This is a genomic window from Alcanivorax sp. HI0007, from assembly GCF_001635525.1.
Taxonomy (GTDB): Bacteria; Pseudomonadota; Gammaproteobacteria; order Pseudomonadales; family Alcanivoracaceae; genus Alcanivorax.
Genome location: NZ_LWEJ01000278.1, coordinates 1 through 16726 on the forward strand (window position 1 = coordinate 1; position 16726 = coordinate 16726).

Below are 16726 nucleotides of genomic sequence, written 5' to 3' on the forward strand. Positions count from 1 at the left end.
TTGTATTGGCTGGCCGGACGGCTGCCGGCACGAATCATCAGCGATGGCTCGGTGCCCTATCTGGAGCGCTATTACCTGTTCACCATTCTGGGTTGGCGGTTTTACCTGCATCGGTTTGTGGGAAGCGATCCAGACCGTGGCCTGCATGACCATCCATGGTCGCGGGCGTTCAGCCTGGTGCTGCATGGCTGGTATCACGAAGAGCGCCGCTCAGGTCGCCGCAAGGTGCGCTGGTTCAATTCCCTGACCGGCGACACCTTCCATAGGGTGGTGCTTCCATGCCCTCTTGATGGTCGGCCCTTTCAGCGCCCTATGTGTGGCGGGCCTGAGCACGAACCGCAAAATTGCTGGACACTGTTTTTCCACAGGGCGGGTAGCACCAAAGAGTGGGGGTTTCTGAATCTGAGCGAGGACGGGAAAACTAAGGTTTTCAGGCCATACCTGTACACCCGTGAAGGTTCGCAGAAAGGCTGGTGGATGAAGGCTCCAAAAGGGCGCGATATAGCCCGGCAACCACGATAACTGGCGAAGGAGAGGCGGTAATGGTTTTTCTATCAATTTTTTCTTTATTGCTATGGGTCATGCTCGGCGAAGCTGTTCGAAATCTTGTTATTGCAGTCGCAAGGCTTGAAGCGAAAAAAAGCGAAAGCAGCCTGAGGCGCATTCCAAGGTATGTTTATTGGCTGACAGGTCCAGTGCTGTTTTGTTATGCGATTCTTGTTCGATAGGAGACTGATATGGCACTGGTACACGCACAAGCTGAGTTTGCACTGGAGCAGTGGGGCATCTGGTGCCGGACGGCCACACCGGGGCCGAAAGGGGCTATCAGCTGGATGGGGCCGATGGTAGACCGCCTGGTCGGCACAATTGTGGAGAACGACGAGCGGCCCGTGAGAGCCTGGGAGGATAACGACTGCGAGGCGTTCGACGCCCATGTGATCCGGCACGTTCGGGATAACAACCCGGAAGCCTATCAGGCTCTGCGCCACTACTACGCCTTCCCCGATGGGGATGATTACCGGGCAATCAGTAAATCCGTATTGGCCAAGCGCCTGCGGGTGAATCGCGATACCGCGGTGAAGCGCTTGGAGATCGGTATCAACATGGTGGCCGCCATGCTGGCCATGGCCGCGTAACTGCCCATATGTTCACTGTCAAAATAACGCTGGCAATTTGTTGACTGCCCGGCAGTCCAGTGGTACAAAACAGCTATGGTTGCCAGAGGTGACCGAAACAATTTGATTTCGTTGGCCGACCCTTCCCCCGAACCCATTGGCCAGCATCCCCCAAACCCGCCTTGAGCGGGTTTTTCTTTTTCTGTCCCGATGGGTTGGGAGTAGCCCGGCCGCCCGGGGTTTTTTTTTGACGCAGAGTAGAGCAGCCAGTAGCTCGCCAGGTTCATACCCTGGAGGTCGCCGGTGCAAATCCGGCCTCTGCTACCAACATCGGAGCATGCAATGGACTGGGACAGATTCGCCAACTTCCAGCCGCATGAATTCGCGTGCTCCCACACCGGCAAGAACGGCATGAAGCCGGGCTTTATGGAAAAGCTGCAAGCCCTGCGCACCGAATACGGCAAGCCTATGACCGTGACAAGCGGTTACCGGCACCCGACGCACCCCATTGAGGCCCGTAAAGCCTCCCCGGGTGCCCATGCCAGTGGAAGAGCCGCAGACATTGCTGTGCAGGGCGGTGACGCCCTGAAGCTGATTGAGCTGGCTCTGAAGCACGGCTTCACCGGTATCGGCGTCAACCAGAAGGGCGACGGGAGATTCATCCACCTGGATGACCTGAAGCACGAGCCGGGGCGGCCCCGGCCTTGGGTGTGGAGCTACTGATGGCCCGCCTGTACCGCTTCATCACTGAAAACGCCTTGATGAGCACCATGGTCATTATCTGGGCCATCACTCTCACCACCTGGGTGACCATCCGCGTATTCGGTGACAACCCGCCGGACGTGCCCACGGGTACCGCCGCGGCGCTGGCCACGGTATTCGGCCTGCCGGCCATCGGCGTTGGCATCTGGAAGTGGCGCCGGGAGCAGAAATGAGCCAGATACGGATCATTGTTGGCCTTGTTGCAGTGGTGGCCCTGTTGTTCGGGGGCTGGACCATCCGCGGCTGGTACGAGGGAAATCTGGACCTGCTCAGGGAGCGGGTAACCCGCGCTGCCATTGATGAGGCCCTGGAGAGTCACAGCGACGTGGCCCGGGTGGTCGAAGAGAAGCTGTCCGGGCTGAAGGCCAACCAAACCGTTATCGACCGTGGGGTGACCCGTGAAGTCATTAAGCCGGTGTATCGCAACGTGTGCCTGCCTGGCGCTGGTGTCGGGCTGCTCAATGCTGCGGCCCTCAACGACACTTCCCAGCTACCAGCAGAACCTGATGGCGACGTGCCCGAAGACGCTGCCGACCCTCAGTGACGGGGAGGCCGGTACCGTGCTGACCACCATGAAGCAGTGGGCGAGCCAGTACCACGACTGCGCAACCCGCCATAACGGACTTGTCGATGCGATCCGGGCGGCTGAATAAATACGCACAGGACACGGCCCAGGGGCTCTTTCTTGGCGCAGGTATCACTGTTGGGTTTTTAATTCTGGCCGCCTACGTGGTGCGGCAATGGTGGAGAGCTTTACGTGAGCGAGACTGACCAGCAAAAACAGAACCACAGTCCCGTGAGATTCAATAACGAGATAAGTGTGGGGAACCTTCTAACCGGATTGGCCATGTTCATGGCTCTGGCCGGCGCCTGGTTCAACCTGGACAAACGGGTCAGCGTGAACGAGGCCAACATGGTCCACCAGTCACAAAGAACGAGCGAACTTCAGAAGCGCATCGACGACCGACTTCTTCAGATTGACCGCAAGCTGGACGTGATTGTGGACCGGCAAATCGAGCAGCAGAGGTAGTTATGGCGCGTCCCTCAAAGTACAGCAAAGCGCTTGCGGACAAGATCTGTGCTCGCATTGCTGAGGGGGAAAGCCTTGTCAGGATATGCAAAGACCCCAAGATGCCGCATCGGTCAACGGTGCTGAAATGGAGGGGTGAAAACGACGAGTTTTCCGACAAGTACGCACACGCGTATGAGATGGGGGCGGACAAGGCCTTTGAAGAGATGGAGGAGCTGGCAGCGACAGCGACCCCGGAGACGGTCGGCGTGGTGAAGTTGCAGCTGGATGCCCGCAAGTGGACGCTGGCTCGCAAGATGCCGAAAAAGTATGGCGACAAGGTCCAGCAAGAGATTACCGGGGCAGGTGGCGGCCCTGTTCGGACAGAGTCGTCTATCGAGTGGAATATCCAGCCCGTAAAGCCCGTCAATGAGCCTGAGTAGAACCCTCCAGGTTAACTACAAGCTGCTGCCGTTTCTGACCAAGCCCCAGCCTATCAAGGTGGCTGTGGGAGGCCGGGGTAGTGGTAAGAGTATCGGCATCGCGGATATGGCTGTTTGCCGCATGGAGCGCGAGGCCATTGATGTGTATTGCCTTCGTGAGTTCCAGGAAACCATTGCGGACTCCATTCACCGGACAATGCAGCGCTCAATCACTGATCGCCTGGATCTGCCCGGGTGGGACGTTCAGGAAAACAAGATTGTGGCGCCGAACGGGGCCCGCACCACCTACAAAGGTGCATCGCGCAACACCAACAGCATTCAGGGCGCCGAGGATTACCGGCTTTCGGTGTTCTCCGAGGCCCACACAGCCAGCCAGGACAGCTTGGACAAGCTGCTGCCGACCATTCTCCGTAAGCCTGGTGCGCAGTGCTGGTTTGAGGCCAACCCACAGTCCAGTGAAGACCCGTTCAGTCAGCGCTTTATCAGCCCCTATCTTGACCATCTGGAGCGGGACGGCTTCTACGAGGACGAGCTGCATTACATCGTCGTTGTGAACTGGCGGGACAACCCATGGTGGAACGAAGAGCAGGAAAGGCTGAGGGCCTGGGATTACGAAAACCTTTCTCGCGCCAAATACGACTGGATATGGGAAGGCAAATTCAACGACAGCGTTGAAAACAGCCTGATCATGCCGGAATGGTTTGATGCCTGCGTTGATGCGCATGAAAAGCTGGGCATCAAGCCGCAGGGCGCCAAGGTGGCAGCTCACGATCCGTCAGACGAGGGTAGCGATTCCAAGGGCTTCGCGCTTCGCCACGGCATTGTGGTCACGGATGTGGAAGAGAAGGCCAGCGGTAACATCAATGAGGGTGGCGACTGGGCAACCGGTTTGGCCATCCAGCATGGCGCGGACTCGTTCACCTGGGACTGTGACGGGATGGGCGTTGGCCTGAGCCGGCAGGTTTCCACCGCCTTCAAAGGAAAGATGACGCAGGTGTCCATGTTCAAGGGCTCAGAAGGCCCTGATAACCCTGATGCCATCTATGAGCCGCTGCCAGGAAGCCCGATTCAGAACACCAAGACCTGGTCGGAAGTGGCCCGCAACAAGCGCGCCCAGTATTACCTGAAGCTGCGCGACCGTTGCTACAAGACTTTCCGGGCCGTGATCCATGGCGAGTACCACAACCCTGATGATCTGATCAGTTTCGCGTCATCCATCTCGAATATCAGAAAGCTGCGCTCCGAGTTGTGCCGCATGCCGGTAAAGCCCAACGGGTCAGGCCGGTTTGAGCTGTACACAAAGCCCGAAATGAAAACGAAATTTAAGCTTCCCAGCCCGAACATGGGCGACAGCGTCATGATGCTGATGCGGGAGCCCGCTGTGCTAACTGCTGCGCCGGTCATGCCCCGGCCTATCCGTCCATCTGGGAGACGTTAATGGAATTATCGAAGCTGAAAGCACAGTTCGATAAGGACTATTGCGCCAACCAGACGACGCGCGAGAAGGCAGCGGACGATCTGGTTTTCTATTGGATTACTCAGTGGGACGACCAGCTGCTGAACGATTCCCCGCTCAAGTACCGCGGCGAGTTCAACGTGCTGCGCAAGGCCGGCCGGCAGATCATGGCAGACCTGCGCCTGAACCCGGTACAGCCGGATTTCAAGCCGAAGGACATGGACCGGGAAGAGGGTGCCGACCTGCTGGACGGCATCTACCGGGCAGAAGACCGCAGCCTGAGCAGTCAAGAGGCCAAGGATTACGCCAGCCAAGACGCCATCGTGTGCGGGTTTGGTGCCTGGGAGCTGTACACTGAGTACGCCAGCAACAATGCCGGTGACGAACGGCAGATCATCTGCCGGGACTGGATTCCGGAGGCGAATAACACGGTTTTCTGGGATGCCAATGCCCGGAAGCTGGATAAGTCCGACGCCATGCGTTGCGCCATCCTCAAAAGCTATACCGAGGATGGCTACAAAGACCTGGTGGAAGACCTGACCGGGGAGCGGCCGGAAGAAGTCAGCCCGTCCAATTTCTCCCAGCCGGAAGAGTCCTATGTGTTCCCCTGGGCATCGACGGCGGACAAGATTTATGTGGCCACCATCTATTGCCGCAAGCGGGTCAAGGACAAGGTTTACACCTTCCGTGACCCCATGGGCGAAGAGCTGCGTCTGCGTGCCTCTGACATTGAAGAGGTCATGGATGAACTGATCGACACTGGTCACGAAATCGTGGCAGAGCGCGAAATCAAGCGCTGGGAAGTGCGCAAATACATCGCATCCGGCGAGAAGATACTGAACGGTGATGATGGTGAGGTAATCGCCGGCGAAAACATCCCGGTGGTACCGGTATACGGTGAGCGTGCCATCGTAGAGGGAGAGGAGCACTGGGAGGGCGTCACCCGCCTGGCCAAAGACCCTCAGCGCCTTCGCAACTTCCAGATGAGCTATCTGGCCGACATTGTTTCCCGGTCGCCGCGTCGCAAGCCGATCTTCTTTGGTGAGCAGATCCAAGGCTTCGAGTCGATGTATGAAGAGCCTGGGGCTGATAACAATTACCCGTACCTGCTGCAGAACCGCAAAGACGGCAACGGGCAGGATCTACCCATCGGGCCGGTGGCAGAAATGCCTGACCAGCCCATGCCGCAGGCGTTGGCGGCCAGCATCGAGCTTACCAAGGGCGCCATCGAAGACGTGGCCAACCCGGGTGTACCCCAGGATATTGCCGACCCGGACCTGAGCGGCAAGGCTGTTGCGGCCCTGCAGAACCGCATCGACCAGCAAAGCTATATCTATCAGCACAATTTCAAGTTTGCTGTGCGCCGGGACGCGGAAATCTTCGCTTCCATGGCCTCCCAGATATTCGACACCCCGCGCACGGTGACCGTGGAAACCCCGGACGGTAACCGCAAGCAAGTGAAGCTGATGGATGTGGTGATCGATCGTGAGACCGGCAACCCGGTTGTTCTCAACGACATCACCAACATGGAATTCGACGTTTACGCCGAGATCGGCCAGCAGTACAGCAACCAGGTGGAGCAGACCCGCGACCGGCTGGCGGCAATGATTCAGGCCACGCCGGACGGCGATCCTGCCAAAGACCTGCTGATGCTCAAGCTGTTTGAGCTCACAGACGGGCCGCGCATGGACGATGTGCGCGAGTTCGCCCGCAAGCAGCTGATCCTCAAGGGCTACAAAGAGCCCGAGACGGAAGAAGAAATGCAGATGCTGCAGGCGCATCAGGAGCAGGCGGGGCAGCAGAAAGACCCGAACATGGTGCTGGCCGAGGCTGAGGCATTGAAAGCGCAGGCGGACGTAATGCGAGAGCAGCGCGAAGCCCGGGCGGATGCCGCCAAAGCACAGACCGATGTGGCCCGCACCCAGATTGACGCCTTCAAGGCTGAGACGGGGCGCTTCGAGTCCCAGATCAAGGCCGAAGAGGCCAGCGCAAAGATTCGTAAATCCGAGACTGACCGGTTCAGCAGGCGCTTGGAGGATGTTGCAAAGCTGCAGCAGGCCCGAGCCAGCCAGTTCCAGTCCCGGTAACCCCTTTTTACTGAGGCGACCAGGTCAAACGCACACCTACCTGTGGGACCACAGGGCAATCGTTTACATCAACGAGGCTTTAAGAGATGGCAGAACAAACCCTGGAAGAGCTGAAGGCGGAAAACGCCAGCGCCGCGACCGAAGAGGAAGAGCAGCCAACCGCAGCTGCCACCGAAACGGACGAGGAAGAGGCGGCAACTGAAGAAGCGCAGGACACTGAATCGGAAGCGGAAACCGATGAGGAAGAGGGCGCGGAAACGGATGCAGAAGCGTGGATGCAATCAGATGAACAGGCATCTGAAGGTGGTGGTGAAAAGCGTTTCACTGATAGCGATGTGGCAGCGGCAAAACGCAAGCTGCAGGCAAAGCTGGAGAAGCGCCACACAAGCGAAGTCGATGACCTGAAGCGTGAAATTGAAGCGCTGAAGAAGGGTCAGGGCGTCCAGCAGCCGGCGAGCACAGGGCAGAAGCCCTTCCCGACGCTGGAATCCCATGATTTCGACGAATCGGCATACCAGAAAGCCGTGCAGGACTGGGTGAGCAACAACGCACAGAGCGTCACCAAGTCCACGCTGGAGCAGCAGCGTCAGCAAGAGCAGCAGGAGCGACAGCGGCAGGCACTGGAAGATGCTGTAGGTGGCCACTACCAACGGGCGGCGAAGCTGGCACAAGAGGCCGGCATCAGCGACGAGGTGTACCAGCAAACTGACTTGGAAGTCCGGAAGGCGATTGATTCCGCCATGCCGGGTCAGGGCGACCTGGTAGCCGACCAGCTGATTTCCCGACTGGGCGAAGGGTCCGAGAAGGTTATGTATTACCTGGGCCGCAATGCCGGAGAGCGCGAAAAGCTGAGCGCTGCACTCAGGACTGATCCGTCAGGCCTGTCTGCCGTGATTCTGCTTGGCGAACTCAAAGGCCGCCTGTCCTCGCCGCCCAAGAAAACCTCTAAAGCACCCGCACCTGCTCGACGCGCCGAAGGCGGCTCCGGTGGTGATGGCAAGGTGGACAAGCTCCGCCGGGCCTACCAGAAGGAAACCGACACCCAGAAGCGCTTCGACATGCGCCGCAAGGCCAGGCAGGACGGGATCGATGTATCCAATTGGTAAAAGGTGATTAGCAATGGCTAGCACAGGCAAGACAGTCGAGATTCTCCTGGAGAATGCAATCGAGACCTTCGAAGAGCAGGATTACATGCTCGACAAGGTGGACTTCCAAGAACCGGACCCGGCAGACATGCAAAATGCCGGGAATGTCGTTTGGCGCTCCGTTGAGCAGCACGCCCCCATCATCAACGGCTGGGACCTGACCGGTAACGAGCAGGACATTATCGAAGAGACCTACCCGTCTCTGCTGGGCACCCCGAAGAACGACTTCGTTCTGCAGCGCGCCGATGATCTGCGCGATACCCGATTCTGGGAGCGCCGCGGCAAGGCCTCTGGTCGCCAGCAGGTAACTGAGCTCAACAAGGCGATTGCCAACAACATCGCTCTGCAGGGCAGCATGTTCTATCGCTCCAACGCGACCAGCGGCTACAACTTCATCGCAGAGGCCCAGGCCTTGATGAACGAGCGGCAGGGCGCGATGACTCAGCGGCACTTCATGCTGAACGACCGCGACAATCTGACTTTCTCCAGCGATCTGGCAGGGCGCCAGACTGTTCAGGGCCGCCCGGAAGATGCCGCATGGGTTAAAGGCCAGATTGGTGCCAATGTGGCGCAGTTCAACGTGCACACCGGCTCCTTCCTGCCGAACCTGGTCGGCGGTGCCGATCCGGCTACCACCGTAACCGGTGATCAGTCCTTCGCACCTGAAGGCGGCAGCGTCAACACAAGCACTGGCGTGGTGACCAACGTGGATTACCGTATCGCGGAAATCCCGGTAGCAGCCTCGGCCAGCTACAACGTGGGCGACAAGGTCACCATTTCCAACGGTGGCACCCCAGTGAATGCTGTTGGTTTGGCCGACAAGACCGATACCGGTCAGCCCATGACCTTCACCATCGTTGGCAAGCCGGACGGCACTACCATCCAGGTGTTCCCGAAGCCGATCGCCCTGGACGATGCCACCCTGAGCGATACCCAGCTGGCCTATGCCAACATCGACACTGTGATTCTGAATGGCGCGACTGTTGACCGTCTGAATACTGACGCCACCAACAAGACCAACCTGTTCTGGGATGAAGACGCGGTGGAAGTGCTGGGCGGCACCATCCCGGCGCAGCTGTTCAAGCAGTTCGACGGCATGAAGGTGATCAGCTCTACCATGAAGAACGGCCTGCGCATGTACATGGTCTACGATGGCGACATTGCCACCATGTCCTTCCGCTACCGCCTGTTCACCTGGTACGGCAACACCGTTCGGGATCCGTCCCGCGCAGGCGTAGCGGTGACCTTCTAAGGTCAGAACCAACCCCAAAGGCCCCTTCCGAGGGGTCTTTCTCTTTTCTGGAGAACGACAATGGCTGTTGTTTTGTATAAAGACGGCGAGGCAGTGCGCGTAAGCCCTCGCTCGGTCCCTGGCTATCTGGCGCAGGGATACACGCACGGCGCCGGCAACACCAAGCTGGAAGCGCCTGCCGATGAGTCGGACGAAGAGCTGGAGGCTCTGCGTGCCGCCTATGAAGAAAAATTCGGCAAGAAGCCCCATGCGGCCACCAAAGCGGAAACGCTGAAGGCCAAGCTGGAAGCGCCTGCCGATGAGTAACACGAGCCTGTATGCCGTGCGGGACACAGGAGGTGTCACCGCCAAGGTGGACATTATCCTGGGTGCCTATTCGCAGTTGCGAATCAGCGGCATTACTCGCTCGCCCACTCCGGAAGACCTGGAAACGGCCCTTTGCCGCCTGGAAAACATGGCGGCGGAGTGGGACACCGTGGGGACTTCGGCGGGGTACAACTTCGAGGATGAGCCCGATCCGAACAGCAACAGCGGCATCATTCGCGGCTATCGCAATGCGTTTGAGACCAACCTTGCTGTACGGCTCATTCCCGACTTCAACAAAACGGTGCCTGCGTCGCTGATGATGCAAGCATCGCAATCCCTGTCCAACCTGTGCGCCCGGGCGGCTATGCAGCGTGTGCGGGGCGTGCAATACCCGGATCGGCAGCCGACCGGTAGCGGCAACAATATCCGTGTCGGACGCTGGGCCCGGTTTTACAGCAAGCCCATTGAAGCGCCCCGGGCATCGACCACACAGCGCATGTTCATTGGCGATGAAATGGACTTTCGGGAGCATTTCGGCAGCTATCTGCGGGATGCGGAGGAGCTGGCCAGCTACAGCATCGTGGTAGACAGCGGGCTTGTGCTGGTGAGTGATTCACTGGAAAACCCGGACGTGCTTTACCGACTTCGCGCTACGGATCCAAGCGGCACCAGCAATGGCAATGTGGTTCAGGTCACCATAGTGGCCACCACAGACACGGATCGCGTAGAAACGCGCCGCCTCTACGTCGAATTGGTGCCCAGAGACTGATATGCCCGAATCCCTGATCACGTTTATCAAGGGCGACAAGGTAGGGCCAGAAACGGACTATCGCGATGCCCTCCCGGTGAACATGTATGCCGTTAATCGCCCTATGTTCGGGGCTCAGGGGTACATGCTGCAGTCTTCAGGGCTGACTCACCATGCTGACGTGGTGGGCATTGACCGCGGCGGGGTCTGGAATGACCGCTTTGACAAGCATATCCGCGTGTCAGGGCAGAGTCTGATCGAGGTGGCCGCAGATGGCTCTTATAGCGTCCTTGGCACCGTGCCAGGCACTGGTGTTGCCTCGCTGCCGCTGTCCTTCAACACCCAGGCCATCATTGCCGATGGCAGATATTTCCTCTATGACCCAGATAATGGGTTTAGGGAGGTGGCTGACGCTGAGCTTGGCAACCCGATTGATGGCGTTTGGGTGGATGGCCTGTATTTTTTCACGGATGGCGAATTCATATACCACACGGATCCTGGCGATGAAGCCGCCATTGACCCGTTGAAATTCGCCACGGCTGAGTTCATCCCGGACTTCACCTATGGGGTGGCCAAGTCAGAAGACAACAAGATTCTGGTGTTTGGGCGATATTCCACGGAATACTTCGTGAACCAGGCCACGGCCAACTTCCAATTCCAGCGCGTGCCCTCTCGGGCTTTGAAGGTCGGCATCGTTGGCACTCACTGCAAGACCGAGGTGGCCGGCACCACTTACATTCTGGGCGGTCGCAAGGAAGAGGGGATTTCGGTCCATGCCCTGGGGGTTGGTAGCGCGCAGGCGGTTTCCACCCGGGAAGTAGACAAGGTGCTGAACGCCTACGATGAGGCAGACCTGCGCGATGCCGTGCTGGAATCCTTCGAAGACAACGGCACCACCATGGTAGTGGTTCATCTGCCCAATGAAACCTTGGTTTTCAATCAGACGATTGCCCAGGCCGCCGGACTGGAATCCGCATGGTCCATCTACAAAACGGACGTTTCCGGGGATGCGCCATGGCGCGCCCGGTTCGGTGTATTTGACAACAATATCGGGAGCTGGGTATTTGGCGACCGTCTCACCAGCGTGCTGGGCATCCTGGATGACACGGTTGCTACCCAGTACGGGGAGATTGTGGAGTGGCTGCTTTACACCCCTTTCCTCTACCTCAAGCAGCAGTCCATCGACAAGCTGGATATTGAAACCATCCCAGGCTACACCGGTTCGGACGATGCCACGGTTTTTGTGTCCCTGACCTACAACGGCGTGACCTGGGGCCGTGAGTGGACCGAGCTTTACGGTGGCCCTACGGATTACAACAAGCGGTTTGAGGTTCGCCGCCTGGGGTACGTTGAGGATTATGTCGGCATAAAACTGCGGGGCGCGACCACGTCGAGGATGGCTTTCAGCCGGGGATACATCAGCTATGGTTGATCCGATTGGCCTGAGCATGTCGCTGTCAGCGGCAGAGGTGAAGGCCCTGACCGGCTGGCCTGATCCTATGGTTCAGGACTATCTGAACATCATCCAGCGTCTGATCGATTACGCCAACGCTCTGACAGAGCTGCAGGTGGCGGATGCGGACGACCAAAGCAGTCTGGCAGATCAGGCCGCAAAAGCAGGATTCGCGGCAGCGCGACTCAACCAGCTATACGCCCGGCACATTGACCTGGAGCAAGTGGTTTCAGGCTCTCAGGTTGGAATGGCCAGAATCCGCGCCCTGATTTGCCAGAACAAAGACCAATGCAACGACACAGACAATGAGCTGGATTCGTTGCGCAGCATGCTGGCCAGCACCTCTGCCAGACTGGCACGAATCGAGAGGGCGCACGGCTGGGGTGTTTATCGTGATACCACGTACACCTCTGGCTCGCCGTGGACGCTTACCGGTGGCACAGCGGCAGCGCTCCCGAATGATGCCGGCGACAACATCATCGCCTTTATGCCGCCAAATGTGGCGCCCTTTTATGACGGCACCAAAATCCGGCCGGCCAACGTGGGCGACTACTACATCCTGACCGTTCGGCTCCAGGCTGAGTACAGCGGGGCGCTTCCGGTGGTGGAGTTTCGTGTCGATCTGGGAGGAAGCATAGGTGAGCGATTCAAGGAGACGCTGACCTTCCCCAAGGGAAGCTCCACCCCGCACCCGTTCTCTATTGTGATCCCCTTTTATTCACTGGATACCTTTCTGGCTAATGGCGGCACGGTTGAGCTGGAATCCCTCTCGGGTGGTGATGTGGATTTTTGGGACATTGAATACCAAATAAACCGGGTTTTCGCGGCCCAGTAAGGAGCAGGCATGTCGATTCGTTCAAATGTAGGGCTGGAGGTCATCACTGTTGGCACCAGCGATACCGTGCTTTTGGAGCCTGCGGACCCGGTGGAGCGCGTTTCTGTCACGGCCTTTTCCCTTCACAACACATCCACCACAACCAATATCACTGTGACCATCTGGGAAAGCCCGGACGCAACATCGGCCAGCGGTGAGCAGGTGGCGATATATCGCATCGCCCCCGGGGGGAGTGTGTCGGTGATCGAGGTGATTGGACAGGGGTACGAACAGGGCCGCAGCCTGGTTGCGCAGGCAAGTGCGGCCGGCGTAAACCGCGTGGCAACGGTGACCCAGTATGACGGCGGAAGCTGATTTTGTGCCCTACCAGGGCGACCTGATGGGGCTTTATGCAGACGAAAACCACCTGGTTTTCCGTTGCGCATGCTGCCCTGGGAAGATCCTGTTTTCTGTATGCCGCCGCGGCGATGCAGCCAGCTGCCATTTTGCCAGCGACAAAGCAGGGCTGAGGTATATCAAAGAGGCCATCGAGCGGTTTTTCTGGTTCTTGCTCTGGCTTTTTGACTGGTGCCGGATGGTCTTTGCGCAGGTGAAGCGGAGAAGCGTTTGCCGCTTAATTAAGAAGCTTGGGTTCCAACACTTGGCCACAAGCGGCGACATGGAAATTTATATGAGGTGCGCGTAATGGGCGGAGCAGTTGGCGATATTGTAGAGGTTGGCTCCCTGGGCCTGATTGATGGCGACAGCATTTCCGGCGCCGGCGCCGGAAAAGACGCCTCCCGTGCAGCGACCAACGCAGCGCAAATCCAGGCACAGTCTCAGCGCGAAGCGCTGGACTACCTTAAAGAGCGTGAAGAGATCCCTCAGCAGTTCCGCGAAGGCGCGCTGATCACTTTAGGAGGCCTGTATGGCCTGGAGGGAGGCGAGGGAAGCCAGCAGGCACTAATTGATGCAGCCAAGGCTTCTCCGCTCTATGGGGCAATCATGGGCGGACTTGATGCGTCCGAAGATGCCATTTTGCGCAACGCTGGCGCCACTGGCGGGCTTCGCTCCGGGAATGTCCAGCAGGCGCTGGCTGACAACGCAGAACAGCTGCAGAATCGGGCCCTTCTGTCTTCCTATAACGAGCAGCTCAGCGGCATTCAGGGGCTGGCCGGCCTGGACTCCAACGCGAACCAGATCGCCCAGCAGATTGCAGGAATCGGGCAAACCATTGGCCAGGGCCAGATAGCAGCCGCCAACGCAAGAGCAGCGGCAGAGCAGAATGCCACAAACAATCTGTTCAGCCTTGGCGGTCTGGGGCTTGGCGCTGTTGCAGCTTTCTCTGACGTTCGGCTCAAGCGTGATATTCAGCCTCTGGGTCAGAGAAACGGGCTCAATTGGTACGAATGGACCTGGAGCGATGAAGCCGAACAGCTGGGCCTGTCCGGCAAGATGCAGGGCGTCATGGCCCATGAAGTCATTGACGATCACCCGGATGCCATTCTTACAGATGGCGAGTATCTGCTGGTCGATTACAGCAAGTTGGGAGTCCACTAATGCCGAACGAATTCTATGTTGCCCCTGGCAATAACTTTTCAGGTGGCCTTTCCGGATTGGGTCAGGCCCTCCAGCAATATGGCCAGCTCAACCAGCAGCGCAAGAAAGAAGAGGAAATGAGGGCACGATTGCAGGCCGGCGGCGAAGCAGCAAAAGCTGCATATGAGAGCGGCGACCCCAATGCCATGGCCAAGGTTGCGCTTGAGTATCCGGAGCTGAGCCAGGGGCTGGAGCGCGCTTACAATTTTCGCTCCGAGGCGACCAAGCAAAATATGCTGCAAGGGATGCGGCGCGTGCTGTCTGGCGAAGACGCCAACGCGGTTTTTGAAGACCGTGTACGGCAGGTGGCAGAGGCAGGCGGCGACCCCTCCGACACCGTACGTGAATGGCAGACATACCGTGAAAACCCGGAAGCCAGCCTGAACAATATCAAAATGGCCTATGCATCGATGGACCCGAAGGGGTACCAGGCCATGTTTGGCAATGAGAAGCCGGACAGCTTCACAAGGAAGCTGGTGGCAGCCGGCTACAAGCCCGGGACACCTGAATTCCAGGCGGCCGCGCGCAAGATGCTGGAGAAGTCCGGGGGTACCACCGTGAACGTGGGAACCGGTGGGGCAATCCCTGCGGATGAATTCTCCGGGGCATTTGGCGACTCTGGAGAAGGAAAGCGCCTCGAAATCCAGGCTCGCGCCCTTGCTCGGAAAGAAGAAATCCCGGCACAGGAAGCGATTGAGCGTGTTGCTCTCCAGAAGGACGTTACCCAATCCGAGAGAACCGCCGATACTTATTATCAGCGCATGCTTGGGGCCACGTCTGACATTCAAAGCATGGAAGAGGGAGGGTTTAACCCGACTGCAGGCGACTCCATTCTGGAGCAGTTCCCGGGCGGGAATTTCCTGGTTGGTGATGACTACCAGCAGTACAAGGCCACAGCAAGCGAGTGGATCCGCGCAAAACTCCGGAAAGAGTCAGGCGCCGCCATTCCTCCAGAAGAAATGAACAGCGAGTTTGCCACTTACTTCTACGTGCCCGGGGATTCTCAGGCAACCATTAAGCAAAAAAGGGCCCTTCGAGCGCGCGCTGAAGAGGCCATGCAGGGAGAGCGGGAGCGCCTTGGGGAAGGTGGCAAAGGGCGGGATGCTGCGAAAACCGTAAAATGGGATGAACTGTAATGGATGTTGAGCTGCCCAACGGGAAAGTGATCCAGGGCGTGCCGGAAGGCACCCCCAAGGAAGAGATCATGCGCAAGGCAATCAGCGCGGGCATTGCGACCGAGACTGATTTCGCGCCGATCCAGACTCAGGCAGAGACTTCTGCTGCTTCGCCGTCGCCCCGCGAAGACGAAGAAGCGCCAGAATGGGTAAGAGCTGTTCGGAATATGCCGCCAATGGTGGCGGCAGACATGATTGGCTCCATTGTGAGCGGGGTTGGCGGACAGATAGCTGGCGGACTTCGTGGCATCTATGAAACCGCATCAGGTGGAGCAGAAGCCGGGACTGAGGCTGTAGAGGAAACGTCACAGGCGCTTTCTTATCGGCCCAGGACAGAGGCCGGCCAAGCTGGTCTGGAGGCATTAGGCAAGATTGGCCCGGTCTGGGAGGGGCTGCAGAATCTAATGGGCACCGGGGCAGAAGAAATGGGGCGCCTCGTCGGCATCCAGCCCGGAACGGAAGAGGCAGCAAGACTTTATGCGCTGGGCTCGGCAATGCCTGACGCGGTTGGTCTCCTTTCTCCGGCGGGAAGGGCCAAGCCTTCGATGAAGGCACCCCCGGTTCGAGAGCCTGCGCAAGTAGAAGGAATTGCCAAGGCCATTGAAAAAGCATCCAAAGAAGGGATGGGGCGCAAGGGGAGATCTGACAGGGCAGCACAATCAATCGCAGAAGAGGTGCGTCCCCAGCGTGAGGTGGTCGGAGCTTTTGAGCAAGTAGGCATCCCGGCGGAATCTGTTCCTCCCGAAGTTCTGTCAGGCAATCAAGCATTCAGGGAGCTTGCCGGCACCGCCCGGTCTGTTCCTGGCTCTGAGCTTTCCCAGCGATACCGCCAGTTCATGGAGGATCTTTCCCGGCGCGCAGACGAGGTGTCCCGGGCAGCAGACGCAGAAGACATTGGCACCGTGAATGCCCGAGTAGAAGAGGGGCTGGCCGAAAAGATCAACCGGGCCGGGAAGATTGAGAGCCAGCTTTACACCAAGGTTGAAGATGCCATAGCCCCCAGTACCCCTGTGGATGTGACGCCAATCACAAACGCGCTGCGGTCTCGCATTGAAGAGGTGGGCGGCGATATGGCGGAGCTGTCTCCGATGGAGCGACGCCTAGTGGGTCGCTTCATGCAAAAGCAGGATGACGGCGCAGGTGGCATTGCCTATGTAGACAAGCCCAAGACATGGAGCGCCATCAGTGGATTGCGCAAGGAGCTCAATGCAGCCAGGGGCGGAAAATCCACTTTTGGCGATGCGGCCAGCTACGACCTGAACCGATACGGCAGCTTGGTATCCGGCACCCAGCGGCGAATCGCCGAGGATATGGGTTTTGGTGACGACTATGCGGCAGCGATGAAGGCCACCGGGGTCAAAA

General features: G+C 58.5%; 21 protein-coding genes and 1 tRNA gene. All 22 read left to right on the plus strand.

Annotation, left to right across the window (positions count from 1 at the left end):
* The coding region (locus A3714_RS16920; protein ID WP_063527207.1) for a hypothetical protein at positions 1-522 on the plus strand (522 nt) is incomplete at its 5' end.
* Between the two features lie 215 nt (positions 523-737).
* The gene (locus tag A3714_RS16925; RefSeq protein ID WP_063509121.1) at positions 738-1136 is read left to right on the plus strand and encodes a hypothetical protein; all 399 of its coding nucleotides are present in this window, start codon (positions 738-740) and stop codon (positions 1134-1136) included.
* Between the two features lie 230 nt (positions 1137-1366).
* A tRNA-Met gene (locus A3714_RS16930) sits at positions 1367-1442 on the plus strand.
* 15 nt (positions 1443-1457) lie between these two features.
* Positions 1458-1838 (plus strand): D-Ala-D-Ala carboxypeptidase family metallohydrolase, encoded by a 381-nt coding sequence (locus A3714_RS16935; RefSeq protein WP_082844717.1) that lies wholly within the window; start codon positions 1458-1460, stop codon positions 1836-1838.
* Entirely contained in the window at positions 1838-2050 is a 213-nt protein-coding gene (locus A3714_RS16940; RefSeq protein WP_063509120.1) for a hypothetical protein, read from the plus strand. Before A3714_RS16935 ends, A3714_RS16940 begins: the two co-directional genes overlap by 1 nt.
* The gene (locus A3714_RS16945) at positions 2047-2421 is read left to right on the plus strand and encodes a hypothetical protein (RefSeq protein ID WP_063509119.1); all 375 of its coding nucleotides are present in this window, start codon (positions 2047-2049) and stop codon (positions 2419-2421) included. The genes A3714_RS16940 and A3714_RS16945 overlap by 4 nt, the downstream gene beginning before the upstream one ends.
* Entirely contained in the window at positions 2384-2530 is a 147-nt protein-coding gene (locus A3714_RS17825) for a hypothetical protein (RefSeq protein ID WP_156493046.1), read from the plus strand. Before A3714_RS16945 ends, A3714_RS17825 begins: the two co-directional genes overlap by 38 nt.
* Positions 2531-2697: 167 nt before the next feature.
* Complete coding sequence (locus A3714_RS16950) at positions 2698-2907, plus strand: hypothetical protein (RefSeq protein ID WP_156493047.1); 210 nt, start codon at positions 2698-2700, stop codon at positions 2905-2907.
* A gap of 2 nt (positions 2908-2909) precedes the next feature.
* The gene (locus A3714_RS16955; protein ID WP_063509117.1) at positions 2910-3329 is read left to right on the plus strand and encodes a hypothetical protein; all 420 of its coding nucleotides are present in this window, start codon (positions 2910-2912) and stop codon (positions 3327-3329) included.
* Complete coding sequence (locus A3714_RS16960; protein ID WP_063509116.1) at positions 3316-4767, plus strand: PBSX family phage terminase large subunit; 1452 nt, start codon at positions 3316-3318, stop codon at positions 4765-4767. Before A3714_RS16955 ends, A3714_RS16960 begins: the two co-directional genes overlap by 14 nt.
* Entirely contained in the window at positions 4767-6872 is a 2106-nt protein-coding gene (locus A3714_RS16965; protein WP_063525855.1) for a portal protein, read from the plus strand. The genes A3714_RS16960 and A3714_RS16965 overlap by 1 nt, the downstream gene beginning before the upstream one ends.
* 86 nt (positions 6873-6958) lie before the next feature.
* A complete protein-coding gene (locus A3714_RS16970; protein WP_063509179.1) occupies positions 6959-7978 on the plus strand; it encodes a hypothetical protein in 1020 nt (339 codons plus the stop codon).
* Positions 7979-7991: 13 nt separating this feature from the next.
* On the plus strand, positions 7992-9269 hold the full coding sequence (locus A3714_RS16975) for a P22 phage major capsid protein family protein (RefSeq protein WP_063525856.1): 1278 nt from the start codon (positions 7992-7994) through the stop codon (positions 9267-9269).
* Between the two features lie 60 nt (positions 9270-9329).
* Positions 9330-9575: a hypothetical protein gene (locus A3714_RS16980; RefSeq protein WP_063508664.1), complete on the plus strand. Its 246-nt coding sequence runs from the start codon at positions 9330-9332 to the stop codon at positions 9573-9575.
* Entirely contained in the window at positions 9568-10344 is a 777-nt protein-coding gene (locus A3714_RS16985; protein ID WP_063508663.1) for a packaged DNA stabilization gp4 family protein, read from the plus strand. Before A3714_RS16980 ends, A3714_RS16985 begins: the two co-directional genes overlap by 8 nt.
* Before the next feature lies 1 nt (position 10345).
* The gene (locus tag A3714_RS16990; RefSeq protein ID WP_063508662.1) at positions 10346-11755 is read left to right on the plus strand and encodes a packaged DNA stabilization protein; all 1410 of its coding nucleotides are present in this window, start codon (positions 10346-10348) and stop codon (positions 11753-11755) included.
* Entirely contained in the window at positions 11748-12611 is an 864-nt protein-coding gene (locus A3714_RS16995) for a hypothetical protein (protein ID WP_063508661.1), read from the plus strand. The genes A3714_RS16990 and A3714_RS16995 overlap by 8 nt, the downstream gene beginning before the upstream one ends.
* A 9-nt stretch (positions 12612-12620) precedes the next feature.
* Positions 12621-12965 carry a hypothetical protein gene (locus A3714_RS17000; protein WP_063508660.1) on the plus strand — a complete coding sequence of 115 codons (345 nt, stop codon included), beginning with the start codon at positions 12621-12623 and terminating at the stop codon, positions 12963-12965.
* A complete protein-coding gene (locus tag A3714_RS17005) occupies positions 12949-13296 on the plus strand; it encodes a hypothetical protein (protein ID WP_063508659.1) in 348 nt (115 codons plus the stop codon). Before A3714_RS17000 ends, A3714_RS17005 begins: the two co-directional genes overlap by 17 nt.
* Positions 13296-14150 (plus strand): tail fiber domain-containing protein, encoded by an 855-nt coding sequence (locus tag A3714_RS17010; RefSeq protein ID WP_063508658.1) that lies wholly within the window; start codon positions 13296-13298, stop codon positions 14148-14150. Before A3714_RS17005 ends, A3714_RS17010 begins: the two co-directional genes overlap by 1 nt.
* On the plus strand, positions 14150-15325 hold the full coding sequence (locus A3714_RS17015; protein WP_063508657.1) for a phage DNA ejection protein: 1176 nt from the start codon (positions 14150-14152) through the stop codon (positions 15323-15325). The genes A3714_RS17010 and A3714_RS17015 overlap by 1 nt, the downstream gene beginning before the upstream one ends.
* Positions 15325-16726 (plus strand): hypothetical protein (locus tag A3714_RS17020; RefSeq protein ID WP_156493879.1); only part of this gene is annotated, 1402 nt, incomplete at its 3' end. The genes A3714_RS17015 and A3714_RS17020, both read left to right, overlap by 1 nt.